The sequence below is a fragment of the Micromonospora sp. CPCC 205539 genome (genome assembly GCF_036906815.1).
Classification (GTDB): domain Bacteria; phylum Actinomycetota; class Actinomycetes; order Mycobacteriales; family Micromonosporaceae; genus Micromonospora.
This window is the reverse complement of the sequence record NZ_JBAKHW010000033.1, coordinates 65,501-77,220: the sequence shown is the minus strand read 5'-3', so window position 1 is coordinate 77,220 and position 11,720 is coordinate 65,501. Positions and strand designations below refer to the sequence as shown.

The 11,720-nt window shown below is 73.1% G+C and carries 9 protein-coding genes; 4 read left to right on the top strand and 5 right to left on the bottom strand.

What is annotated here, in order from left to right:
- Positions 1–86: 86 nt before the first annotated feature.
- The 3 genes from pgsA to V6V47_RS25085 all read right to left on the bottom strand — a co-directional run bounded on the left by pgsA (position 87) and on the right by V6V47_RS25085 (position 3,322).
- Positions 87–683: a CDP-diacylglycerol--glycerol-3-phosphate 3-phosphatidyltransferase gene (gene pgsA / locus V6V47_RS25095; RefSeq protein WP_442934305.1), complete on the bottom strand. Its 597-nt coding sequence runs from the start codon at positions 681–683 to the stop codon at positions 87–89.
- A 113-nt stretch (positions 684–796) separates the two neighbouring features.
- Positions 797–2,350 carry a 30S ribosomal protein S12 methylthiotransferase RimO gene (gene rimO / locus V6V47_RS25090; RefSeq protein ID WP_334630813.1) on the bottom strand — a complete coding sequence of 518 codons (1,554 nt, stop codon included), beginning with the start codon at positions 2,348–2,350 and terminating at the stop codon, positions 797–799.
- A gap of 48 nt (positions 2,351–2,398) precedes the next feature.
- On the bottom strand, positions 2,399–3,322 hold the full coding sequence (locus V6V47_RS25085) for an ornithine cyclodeaminase family protein (RefSeq protein ID WP_334630812.1): 924 nt from the start codon (positions 3,320–3,322) through the stop codon (positions 2,399–2,401).
- A gap of 512 nt (positions 3,323–3,834) precedes the next feature.
- On the opposite strand from V6V47_RS25085, the gene V6V47_RS25080 reads away from it, so the two are divergent.
- Positions 3,835–4,077 carry a hypothetical protein gene (locus tag V6V47_RS25080; RefSeq protein ID WP_334630811.1) on the top strand — a complete coding sequence of 81 codons (243 nt, stop codon included), beginning with the start codon at positions 3,835–3,837 and terminating at the stop codon, positions 4,075–4,077.
- A gap of 68 nt (positions 4,078–4,145) precedes the next feature.
- Here the strand turns inward: V6V47_RS25080 and V6V47_RS25075 are convergent, their stop codons facing one another.
- The gene (locus tag V6V47_RS25075; protein ID WP_334630810.1) at positions 4,146–6,608 is read right to left on the bottom strand and encodes an FtsK/SpoIIIE family DNA translocase; all 2,463 of its coding nucleotides are present in this window, start codon (positions 6,606–6,608) and stop codon (positions 4,146–4,148) included.
- Positions 6,609–6,721: 113 nt separating this feature from the next.
- Here V6V47_RS25075 and V6V47_RS25070 point away from each other — a divergent pair, with 113 nt between their 5' ends.
- From V6V47_RS25070 to V6V47_RS25060, 3 genes are all read left to right on the top strand, one after another.
- A complete protein-coding gene (locus V6V47_RS25070; protein ID WP_334630809.1) occupies positions 6,722–7,201 on the top strand; it encodes a YbjN domain-containing protein in 480 nt (159 codons plus the stop codon).
- Complete coding sequence (locus tag V6V47_RS25065) at positions 7,198–8,793, top strand: YbjN domain-containing protein (protein ID WP_334630808.1); 1,596 nt, start codon at positions 7,198–7,200, stop codon at positions 8,791–8,793. Before V6V47_RS25070 ends, V6V47_RS25065 begins: the two co-directional genes overlap by 4 nt.
- Before the next feature lie 121 nt (positions 8,794–8,914).
- Positions 8,915–9,934: an LPXTG cell wall anchor domain-containing protein gene (locus V6V47_RS25060; protein ID WP_334630807.1), complete on the top strand. Its 1,020-nt coding sequence runs from the start codon at positions 8,915–8,917 to the stop codon at positions 9,932–9,934.
- A gap of 55 nt (positions 9,935–9,989) precedes the next feature.
- On the opposite strand, the gene V6V47_RS25055 is transcribed toward V6V47_RS25060, so the two are convergent.
- Positions 9,990–11,678 (bottom strand): ribonuclease J, encoded by a 1,689-nt coding sequence (locus tag V6V47_RS25055; protein ID WP_334630806.1) that lies wholly within the window; start codon positions 11,676–11,678, stop codon positions 9,990–9,992.
- Between the last annotated feature and the right edge of the window lie 42 nt (positions 11,679–11,720).

Below are 11,720 nucleotides of genomic sequence, written 5' to 3'. Positions count from 1 at the left end.
CGCGCCAGCGGGCCGCGCCAGCGGGCCGCCCAGCGGGCCGCGCCAGCGGGCCGCCCAGCGGGCCGCCGGCGGAGCCTGGGGCGGGGCTAGGGGCGGCGGGGGCGGCGGAGGCGGAAGGCTTGGGCTATGTAGTCGAAGCCGGTGGCGACCGTCACCAGCACGGCGGCGGCCATGATCCAGGGGCCGACGGCGGCCAGGGCGGCCGGCATCGGCCAGAGGTACCAGGCGATGGCCAGGATCTGCAGCGCGGTCTTGACCTTGCCGCCCCGGCTGGCCGCGATGACGCCGTGCCGGATCACCCAGAACCGCATCCCGGTGATGCCCAACTCACGGACGAGGATCACCACCGTCACCCACCAGGGCAACCGGTCATACCACGACAGCAGCACCAGAGCCGCGCCGGTGAGCGCCTTGTCGGCGATCGGGTCGGCCACCTTGCCGACCGAGGTGACCAGCCCGAACCGGCGAGCGATCCAGCCGTCCACCAGGTCGGTCGCCGAGGCCACCGCGAAGATCAGGCAGGCGGCCATCCGCCAGCCGACGTGGCTCATCCCGGAAGCGATCACCGAGGCGGCGAAGACCGGCACGAGAACCAGCCGCAGCGCGGTCAGGGCGTTGGCCGCGTTGAGCACCGGCACCCCGGGCACCACCCGGGCCGGCGTCGACTCCGACACCCCCGGCACCACCCGGGCCGGCGTCGACTCCGCCGCCCCGGTCACCGCCTCGCCCCGCTCGGGTTGCCGTGGCGTTCCTGGCACCGCACCACCTGGCACCCCCGCTCCGTTTGAGCCCGCCGTCACCGTGCCGCGCCGGGCGCCGCCGAGATCATCTCATCCGGCACCGCGAGCAGGTCCACCCCTTCGGTGCCGGTCACCGTCGCCCGAACCAGGTCACCCGGGCGCAGCGCGGCCAGGTCGACCCCGCCCTCGGCCGGAGCGACCAGCGTGGTGGAGCCGTCCACCTCCGGCGCCTGATGCGCCGCCCGACCCTCCACCACGCCATCGGCGACCGAGTCGACCAGCACCTCGACGGTCGAGCCGAGCCGGTCCTCGGCCCGCTGCGAGCAGAGCTCGTCGGCGAGCGCGCTGAGCCGGTCGTAACGCCGCTTGATCGTCGCGGCGGAGACCTTGCCGGGCAGCCCCGCGGCCTCGGTGCCGTCCTCGTCGCTGTAGTCGAACATGCCGATCGCGTCGAGCCGGGCCTCGGTCAGGAACCGGACCAGCTCGTCGACGTCGGCCCGGGTCTCGCCCGGGAAACCGACGATGAAGTTGCTCCGCGCTCCCGCGTCCGGCGCCAACGCGCGGGCGCTGGCCAGCAGCTCCAGGAACCGGTCGGTGGAGCCGAAACGACGCATCCGACGCAGCACCGGCTCGCTGGAGTGCTGGAACGACAGGTCGAAGTACGGTGCCACGCCCGGTGTGCTCGCGATGGCCTCGACCAGCCCAGGGCGGGTCTCGGCCGGCTGGAGGTAGCTCGCGCGAACCCGGACGATGCCGGTCACCGCGGCGAGCTGCGGCAGCAGCTTCTCCAGCGCGCGGGGATCGCCCAGGTCCTTGCCGTACGAGGTGGAGTTCTCGCTGACCAGCACCAGTTCCCGGACGCCGGTCTTGGCCAGCCACTCCGCCTCGGCGAGCAGCTCGTCCGGCGTACGCGAGACGAAGGCGCCGCGGAAGGCGGGGATGGCGCAGAACGCGCAGCGGCGGTCGCAGCCACTCGCCAGCTTCAGTGAGGCCACCGGGCCGGTGTCCAGCCGGCGACGCAGCACCTGGCGCAGGTGCGCCGGGGTGTGCTCGTCGGTCTCGACGGCCGAGCGGGTCGGGCTGCCGTGCCCGGGCAGCGACACCGCCGCCTCGCGCCGCTTCACCGGCGTGAGCGGCAGCAGCTCGCGGCGGTCCCGGGGGGTGTGCGCGGTCACCTGCTCACCGGCGACGACCGCGCCCAGCCGAGCGGCGATGTCCGGGTAGTCGTCGAAGCTCAGCACCGCCTGGGCCTCGGGCAGACTGTCGGCCAGCTCCCGGCCGTACCGCTCGGCCATGCAGCCGGCGGCGACCACCTTGGCACCGGTCTCAGCGGCGGCGAGCAGGGTCTGGATGGAGTCCTGCTTGGCCTTCTCCACGAAGCCACAGGTGTTCACGACCACCACGTCGGCGCCCTCGCCGTCGGTGGTCACCTGCCACCCGTCGGCGTGCAGCCGGGCGGCCAGCTCCTCCGAGTCGACCTCGTTGCGGGCACAGCCCAGGGTCAGCAGGGCGACGCGACGGCCCTCGGCAGGGGACGACAGCTCCGGGTCGCGGTGCGGCGCCAGACGTGCCGAGCTGGAGTTGTCGGATGGGGAGGTGGCAGACACCATCCGAGAGTACCGGGCCGGACGCACACGGCCGGCACAGCGGGGCGCGGCTCAGCCGTGCAGCGCCCCGACCCGGGCCAGCTCGTTCAGCAGGAAGACCTCCGTGCCGGCCAGACCCACCGAGCAGAAGAGTGTCACCTGGTCGCCGTCGGCCCGCCCGGGCGCCGCTCCGGTCAGCACCGCGGCCAGGTCGGTGAGCCGGTCGGCGTACCCGTTGCCAGCGGCCAGCATCGGCGGGTCGTACGCGTACGCCTGTGCGGGCGAGTCGGTCACCAGCACATCCGCGCGGTCCAGCAGGTCCGGGCCGAACTCGGCACGGTCCTGCTGCTTGAAACCGACCGCGTTGACGTGGGTGCCGGGTGCCAGGTCGGTGGCGGAGAGCACGGGATCGACGCTGGTGGTGGCGAGCACCACCACGTCCCGGCCACGGACCGCCGCGCTGGCGGTGCTGACCGCGCGGGCCGACACGCCCAGCTCGGCCCGGACCCGGGCGGCGAACGCGTCCCGCTTGGCCGGCGTGGGACAGAACACGGTGACCTCCCGCAGTGGGCGGACCGCCGCGATCGCCCAGACCTGAGCCCAGGCCTGGCCGCCGGCGCCGAGCACCCCGACCGTGGCCGCATCCGGGTTGGCCAGCGCGTCGACCGCCACCCCGCCGAGGCCCCCGGTGCGTCGCGAGCCGATCTCCTCGCCGACCGCTACGGCCCGTACCGCACCCGTCCGCCCGTCGTGGAGGACGACGAGTTGCTCCCCCGCCCGGTGGCCGAAGGTGTCGTACGACCGGTAGCCGTACCACTCGTCGCCGAGCTGCCCCGCGGTGAGCACCATCCGCCCGCCGGCCAGGCGCGCCGAGGCACGGGGCGGCGCGGTCAGCCGCCCCGATCCGGCGGCGAGGAGGGCCGCGCGCATCGCCGCCACGGCGGTCGGAGCATCCAGCCGGGCGCTGATCTCCGCGTCGGAGAGGAGCAACGTCATATCGGCATGGTGCAACCTGAAGTGAAGTACAGGTCAATGCCGGGTGACCTTCGCCACGGCGAGCACTGGCCGCAGCCCGGCAGGACAACCCCACGAGCGTCAGCCCCACCACCATCACCGGCGACCTGGGACTCAGCCCCGGCACCTCCGTGACCGGCTTCCCGCCGGGCCAGGTCGGCGCTCGTCGGCAGCTCCGCCACACTCGGCACGTACTCGATCCTGCGGGCACCGTCATGGCCCTCGCCTCGATCACCGTCACCACCGGAACCACCGTCCACGCCGCACACTCGCCCGCACCGCCGCCGTCACCCTCGACAGCAACACCATCGTCGCCACCGCCCCGACACGGCGGTCCCCACGCTGGCATCGACCACCAGCTGACCGATCTGCGCGCCCACGGCGTGTGGCCGGCCGTGAGCGCGCAGTACCTCTACCGCCCGGGCAGGCGTGACCAGCGCCCACAGTGGGTAGAGATCGATCTGTCACGACAGGCTCTCAACCCGGAGGCAGACATGGCCGACATCCCCACCGCCCGCCCGCGCAGCAACGCCGCCCGGATCCTCACCATCGTGGGCTTCGTCTTCGCGGTGCTCGCTCTGCTGCTCAACCCGATCATCTTCGGCGTGCTCGGCGTGGTCGCGGGCATCGTCGGCGCGGTCTTGGGCGACAAGCCGCTCGGCTGGTACGCCGCCGCCGCCAGCGTCGCCGGCGCGGTGATCGGCATGCTCATCGCCGCCGCGATCCTCAACAACTGAAGCTCCAACGCCACGGGCCCGCCGGATCACCGGCGGGCCCGTCGCGTGTCGCTCGGAGTGAGGTGCGGTCAGTCCACGTCGCCGCGCAGGCCGACCAGGACGTCGTCCAGCTCATCCGGCTTGACCAGCACGTCGCGCGCCTTGGACCCCTCCGAGGGGCCGACCACGCCCCGGGTCTCCATGAGGTCCATCAAACGGCCCGCCTTGGCGAAGCCGACCCGCAGCTTGCGTTGGAGCATCGAGGTGGAACCGAACTGTGAGGTGACCACCAGCTCCACCGCCTGCACCAGCAGGTCGAGGTCGTCGCCGATGTCCTCGTCGATCTTCTTCTTGCTCTCCTGCGCCGGGGCGAGCACGTCCTTACGGAACTCCGGCTCGCGCTGGTCCTTGCAGAACTTCACCACGTCGGCGATCTCGCGCTCGGTGACCCAGGCGCCCTGGATCCGGACCGGCTTGGAGGCGCCCATCGGCAGGAAGAGCCCGTCACCGCGGCCGAGCAGCTTCTCCGCACCCGGCTGGTCGAGGATGACCCGCGAGTCCGCGAGGGAGGAGGTGGCGAACGCCAGCCGCGACGGCACATTCGCCTTGATCAGACCGGTCACCACGTCGACCGAGGGGCGCTGGGTGGCCAGCACCAGGTGGATGCCGGCGGCCCGGGCCAACTGGGTGATGCGGACGACCGAATCCTCCACGTCGCGCGGCGCGACCATCATCAGGTCGGCCAGCTCATCGACGATCACCAGCAGATACGGGTACGGGCGCATCTCGCGCTCGCTGCCGGGCGGGGCCTTGATCTCGCCGTTGCGCACCTTGCGGTTGAAGTCGTCGATGTGCCGGACCCCGTTGGCGGCGAGGTCGTCGTAGCGCATGTCCATCTCGCGGACGACCCAGTCGAGCGACTCGGCCGCCTTCTTGGCGTTGGTCACGATCGGGGTGACCAGGTGCGGGATGCCCTCGTAGCCGGTCATCTCGACCCGCTTCGGGTCGATCAGCAGCAGCCGTACCTCGTCCGGGGTGGCCCGGGTCAGGATGGACACCAGGAGGGTGTTCAGGCAGGACGACTTTCCGGCGCCGGTCGCGCCGGCGATCAGAATGTGCGGCATCTTCGCGAGGTTGGCCACCACGTAGCCGCCCTCGATGTCCTTGCCGAGCGCCACGACCATCGGGTGGTGGTCGCTGGTGGCGGCGCGCGAGCGCAGCACGTCGCCGAGCGCAACGTTCTCCGGGTCGGTGTTCGGGATCTCCACGCCCACCGCGCTCTTGCCCGGGATCGGGCTGAGGATCCGTACGTCCGGCGACTTCACCGCGTACGCGATGTTGCGGGAGAGCTGCGTGATCCGTTCGACCTTGACGCCGTGCCCGAGCTCGACCTCGTAGCGGGTGACCGTCGGGCCACGGGTGAAGCCGGTGACCGCCGCGTCCACGTCGAACTGGTCGAACACGCCGGTCAGTGCCGCGATCACCTCGTCGTTGGCCTTGCTGCGGGTCTTCGCGGCCGCGCCGGCGCTGAGCATGTTGGCCGGCGGCAGGGTGTAGTCGCCGGACAGCCCGGTGAGCGCGAGTTGCTCGGCCCGGGTCGGCGCGGGCGAGTGCTCCGGCGGGTCGGCCTGCTTGCGGGACGCCGGCACCTTCGCCGGGGCCTTGCGCGGCAACACCAGGGTCTCCTGGAGGTCCACCCCCTCCAGGTCGTCGAAGTCGTCCGGGTCGAGCGGCGGCAGTATCCGCTTCCCGGGGCGCTTGCGCGGCGTCGGGCGGGCCGCCGTCTCGTCGGCCGTCTCGTCTTCGGCGGCCTCCGGCGCGGCGACCAGCGTGCCGGCGAGCAGCCCCAGGCGCTCCGGGATCTTGTTGATCGGCGTCGCGGTCACCACCAGCAGGCCGAAGAGCAGCAGGAGGATCAGCAGCGGCACCGCCACCCAGGCGGTGACCGCCCGCTCCAGCAGACCGCCGAGGCCCGCGCCGACCAGGCCGCCGGCGAAGTCCCGCTGGACCGGGTCGACCGGGTCCTGGCCGATCTGGAGCAGAGCCGCCGTCGACAGCAGCAGCGAACCCCAGCCGATCAGCCCGCGGCCCCGATGTGCGGGATCGGCCGGCTGGCGCATCAGTCGCCACGCGCCGATCCCCAGCAGCACCGGCACGACCACGGCGATCGCACCCAGGAACAGCCGCACCGAGTCGGCCAGCCGCGCGCCCACCGGGCCCGCTCCGGAGAACCAGATCGCCACCGCGCTGAGCAGGGCGAGCCCGAACATGAGCAGACCGCCACCGTCGCGGCGGTGCTCGGGGTCGAGGTCGCGGGCCGAGGCGGCCTGCCGACCGGCGGCCCGCACCGCCCAACCCATGCCGTGCGCCAGCCCCATCCACAGTGCACCCACCGCACGGCCGACGTAGACGGCTGGCCCCGGCCGGGCGGGTGTCGTGCGGCGCCGGACCGGCGCCCGGGTCTTCTTCGCTGGTTGGCGGGCACGACTGTTGGTGCCACCGCGCGGCGACGCGCCGCGTCGCCGGCTCGCCTGAGAGGTACGGCCCGCCATAGAGTCACGGTAACGGTGGGGCCCGGCAGATCGCCGCTTTTCCGGGTCGTGTCCGCGCGTCGCAGCACGGACCCTGCCGCCGGTCGTGATATCCGCCTCAGAAGGGATGCCCGATGGCGTCGCCGGGAATCGAGGACGGTCCGGAGTCCCCATTGGCCGGGCACCCGGGTGCGTTGCGCCCGCTGACCGGCGAACTGGTCGCCGCGGTGCTCGCCGCCCGCGGCCGCGCCGTCGGGTGGGACGTCGACGGTGACCTCGTCGGGCGCTTCGACGACAGCCTGATCTGGTTCCTGCGGCGCGGCGAGGCCGGCGAGCTGCTCCAGGTCCGCACCATGGTCGCGCCGACCTTCTCGATCGAGCAGGTCACGGCGTTGTACGCGTTCTGCAACTCGTGGAACCATGACCGGCCCTGGCCCAAGGCATTCGTGCACGTCGACGACGACGGCCGGGCCCGGGTCTGGGGCGAGCTGATCACCGACCTGGAGCGCGGGGTGACCCCACACCAGCTCGACCGGCTCCTCGACCGCGGCATCACGGCCGGCTGTCACCTGGCCGCGGCCGTGCGCCGGCTGCCCGGGGCGGTGCCGGCGTGACCACCCGGGACACCGGCGTCCGTGACCCGGCGCTGGTGGCCGCGCTCGACGATGCCCGGGACCTGCCCGACGGGGCACCCCGGGTGGCGGCTCTGGAGCGGATCGCCGACCGGGCCGACTCGTCCGGCGACGCGCGATCCGCGGTGGACGCACGGTTCGCACTGATCGAGGCGTACCTGCTGCACGGTGAGCGGTGGCGGCTCGTGGAGCCGGTCCGGCGGTGCCGGGCCGCCGCCACGCAGCGACCCGACCTGCTCAGCGACGCCGAGGCCGAGCTGCTGCTGCGCTATCAGCGGTACGCGGTGGAGGCGCTGCTCGGCACACCCCGGATCGGGTTGGACCAGACCCGGTCCCTGCTGGACGACCTGACCCACCGGCTGGGGGCGGACGGGCCGGCCCCGGCCACCGTCGCCGAGCTGCACTGCCGGATCGCCGACCACCTCGGCGACGAGCCCACCGCCCGGCACTGGTACGCGCAGTGGACCGACGTGGAGCCGGGCGCGGCCGAGGGCTGCCCGGGCTGCGCCTCGGCCCGACGTGCCGAGCTGCTCAGCGGGTGGGGCGAGTGGCGGTCCGCGCTGACCGCACTGACCGACGGGCCGAGGGGCGCGTTCGACTGCACCGAGCAACCCGAGCGGACGCTCGTCGCGGCGCTGCTGCCCTGGCTGCGCTCGGGCGAGCCGGAGCAGGCCGCCGCGGCGCACGTTCGCGCCTACCGGCGGCACCGGCGGGAGCGGGCTGCCTTCGGTCACCTCGCCACTCACCTGCGGTACTGCGCGCTGAGCGGGCACCTGGCCCGGGGGTTGGCGATCCTGGCCGAGCAGCTGCCCCGGCTGGACCAACCAGCCGACGACCTCGGGGCGATGGAGTTCGCCGCAGCCGGCGCGCTGGTCTGCGCGCTCGCCGTCGAGGCGGGGCTGGGTGACCGGACGGTGCACCGTCCCGGGTACGAGCAGCGGCCGGCGGCCGACCTCGACGTCGAGGCCCTCGGCGCGGCACTGCTCGGGGTGGCCGCCGAGCTGGCCGGCAGCTTCGACGCCCGCAACGGCACCGGGCACCAGTCCGGTCGGATCGCCTCCTGGCTCGCCGAGCGGCCCTGGGCCGCACCGGTTCCCCTACCGCCCGACGGTGACCACGACGACGATCCCGACGACGACCCGCCCGCTGCCGGCGACCTGGCGGACGAGGAACCGGTCCAACTCAGCCTGTCGCTGATCACCGCCACTCTGGACCGTCGCGGCGAGCCGTACTCGGTGGACGCCGACGGCACCGTGATCGGTCGGTGGGGCGGGGCGTTGATCCAGTTCCGGCAGACCGGTGAGCGCGGGGAGATCCTCCAGGTGCGGTCGGTCGCGAGTCGCCGACTGCCGACCGGCCGGCTCGCCGAGGCCTACGCCTTCTGCAACGCCTGGAACCATGACCGGCTGCTGCCGAAGGCGTACGTGCACGACCTCGGGGGTGAGCTGGTGCTGGCCGGCGACGTCACCACCGACCTGGCGCACGGTGTCGCACCGGCCCAGCTCACGGTGCTGGTGAACGCGGCGGTCAGCACCGGCGTCGCGTACGCGGACGCGGTGGCAGCGCTGCGCTAACTCGCGAGAGGTGGCTCCGGTTGCGCGGTGAGCGCACTGTGTGTGACATCCGACAGTAGGCAACTGAACGAGCTCGACGTGGGTGGTACGGCCATCAACCACATCGATTGACGGAGTCGTCATGAAGCGCCTGCTCAGCATCGGAATCCTCGCCGCCGCACTCACCCTGCCGACCCTCGCCGCTCCGGCCGCAGCCGCACCCACGGCGACCCCGACCGCCGGGGCCGCGACGGTCTCCGCCCGTGGCGACCTCGTCTTCCTCAGCGGCGACCCGTGGCACCCGTCGTCGCCCCTGGAGGTGCGCGTCCTGAACACCGGGAAGACGGCGACGAAGGGCTTCTTCGTGCTGCGGCTGCCGCAGGGAGTCGACCTCACCTCGGGCGGGGACTGCCGGACCGACGGCGGTGCGCCGAGGACCTGGCTCTGCGGCGGCACGGAACTGCGGGCCGGTGATGACCGGGCGTACCCGCTGACGGTGACGTCGTCGACCGCGGAGCCGGCCTTCGGAACGAGCGCGTGGGGCTCGGTCGCCGGCCGGGACGCCGCCGGCGTCACCGAAGCGCCCGCCGAGTTCCGCATCAACTGGCCGGACCGCACCTCGCTGCGGCTGCGCGCCACCGCCGGCCCGGTCGCGGACGGCGTGACGACGGTACGGGTACGGGTGACCAACACCGGCACCTTCGACCTGGGCGGCTACTCCCTGAACATCGCCACGCCGGCCGGAGCGCGCGTGACCGCGCCGACCTGCTCCGACAGCGGCCGGATGAACGGCGTGGGCTGCGAGATCCTGCGGAACCGCTCGCTCGCGGACGGTGCCACGGACAGCTTCGACGTGCGGGTCGCGGTCACCGGTGACGCGAAGACCGTGCGGCTGTGGCTCGCGCCGACCACCCGGTACACCAACAAGGACACCTCGGTGACCCTGCGCCTGACGGGCAGTGGCGGATCCGGTGCCGGGGACGCCACCACCGCGCCGCCAACGGCGGACGCGACCACCACTCCGGGCGCGACCACCACCCCGGAGGCGCAACTGCCCCGCACCGGGTCGCCCGCCACCACGTTCGGCCTGGTCGGCGCGGTACTGCTGGTCGTCGGGGCCGGACTCCTGCTGATCCCCCGCCGCCGGGTCCGCCGCGGCTGAAACACGGCGACGCCCGCCCGCGCCAGAGGCGCGGGCGGGCGTCGGACCGTCTGGGTCAGACCTCGACGACGGTGGGCACGATCATCGGCCGACGACGGTACTTGTCGTTGACCCACCGCCCCACGGTCCGCCGGACGATCTGCTGGAGCTGGTGCGGGTCGGTGATGCCGTCCGCGGCGGCCCGGTTGAGCGCCTCGGTGACCAACGGCACCACCGGGTTGAACGCCTCCGGGTCCTCGGAGAAGCCCTTCGCGGACAGGGTCGGGCCGGCGACCACCTTGCCGGTGACCGAGTCGACGACCACGGTGGTGGCGATGAAACCGCCGTCGCCGAGGATCCGCCGTTCGGTGAGCAGTGACTCGCTGACGTCACCGACGGCGAGGCCGTCCACGTAGACGTACCGGCTCTTCACGTGCCCCACCAGGCTGGCGCGGCCCTCGACCAGGTCGACCACGTCGCCGTCCTCGCAGATCACCACCCGGTCGGCGGCGACCCCGGACTCGATGCCGAGGCGGGCGTGCGCGCGCAGGTGACGCCACTCGCCGTGCACCGGCATCAGGTTGCTGGGCCGGACCACGTTGAGCAGGTAGAGCAGCTCGCCGGCGGGGGCGTGCCCGGAGACGTGCACCTTGGCCACGTCCTTGTGCACGACGACCGCGCCGGCCCGGGCCAGTCGGTTGATCACCCGGTAGACCGAGGTCTCGTTGCCCGGCACCAGCGAGCTGGCCAGCACGACCGTGTCGCCCGGGGCGATGGTGATGTGCCGGTGGTCGCCGCTGGCCATCCGGCCCAGCGCGCTCATCGGCTCACCCTGCGAGCCGGTGGACATCAGCACGATCTGCTCCGGCGGCAGCGTGGTCGCCTCCTCGATCCCGATGACCAGGCCGGCCGGGATGTTGAGCAGACCGAGGTCCCGGGCGATGCCCATGTTGCGGACCATCGAACGGCCGATCAGCGCGACCTTGCGGCCGTGCTCCCCGGCGGAGTCGAAGACCTGCTGCACCCGGTGCACGTGCGAGGCGAACGAGGCGACGATGATCCGGCCCTTGGCCTTCGCGAAGATCGAGTCGAGCACCGGCCCGATCTCCCGCTCCGGCGTGACGAAGCCGGGGATCTCCGCGTTCGTCGAGTCGGACAGGAGCAGGTCGACGCCCTCCGCGCCGAGCCGGGCGAAGCCGGCCAGGTCGGTGATCCGGCCGTCCAGCGGGAGCTGGTCCATCTTGAAGTCACCGGTGTGCAGCACCAGGCCGGCCGGGGTACGGATGGCCACCGCCAGCGCATCCGGGATCGAGTGGTTGACCGCGAAGAACTCGCACTCGAACGGGCCGAGCCGCTCCCGGCCGCCCTCGCGCACGGTCAGCGTGTACGGCTGGATCCGCCGCTCGGCCAGCTTCGCCTCGACCAGGGCCAGGGTGAACTGCGAGCCGACCAGCGGGATGTCCGGTTTGTGGGCGAGCAGATAGGGCACCGCCCCGATGTGGTCCTCGTGGCCGTGGGTCAGCACGATCGCCTGAACGTCGGCCAGCCGGTCCAGGATCGGGCCGAAGTCGGGCAGGATCAAGTCCACGCCCGGCTGCTCGACATCGGGGAAGAGCACCCCGCAGTCGACGATCAGCAACTTGCCGTCGTACTCGAAGACGGTCATGTTCCGACCGATGGCACCGAGCCCGCCGAGCGGGATGATCCGCAGCCCACCCTCGGGCAGCGGCGGGGGAAGCTCCGCGTCGATGTGCGCCTCGGTCACGCGTCCACCTCATTCTGCGACGCCGTAACCCGGCGCCCATCG

What these genes read in the sequence shown, in the direction of transcription:
- rimO (WP_334630813.1), bottom strand. Translation starts at nt 2,350, where the DNA reads ATGGTGTCTGCCACCTCCCCATCCGACAACTCCAGCTCGGCACGTCTG.
- V6V47_RS25085 (WP_334630812.1), bottom strand. Translation starts at nt 3,322, where the DNA reads ATGACGTTGCTCCTCTCCGACGCGGAGATCAGCGCCCGGCTGGATGCT.
- V6V47_RS25080 (WP_334630811.1), top strand. Translation starts at nt 3,835, where the DNA reads ATGGCCGACATCCCCACCGCCCGCCCGCGCAGCAACGCCGCCCGGATC.
- V6V47_RS25075 (WP_334630810.1), bottom strand. Translation starts at nt 6,608, where the DNA reads ATGGCGGGCCGTACCTCTCAGGCGAGCCGGCGACGCGGCGCGTCGCCG.
- V6V47_RS25070 (WP_334630809.1), top strand. Translation starts at nt 6,722, where the DNA reads ATGGCGTCGCCGGGAATCGAGGACGGTCCGGAGTCCCCATTGGCCGGG.
- V6V47_RS25060 (WP_334630807.1), top strand. Translation starts at nt 8,915, where the DNA reads ATGAAGCGCCTGCTCAGCATCGGAATCCTCGCCGCCGCACTCACCCTG.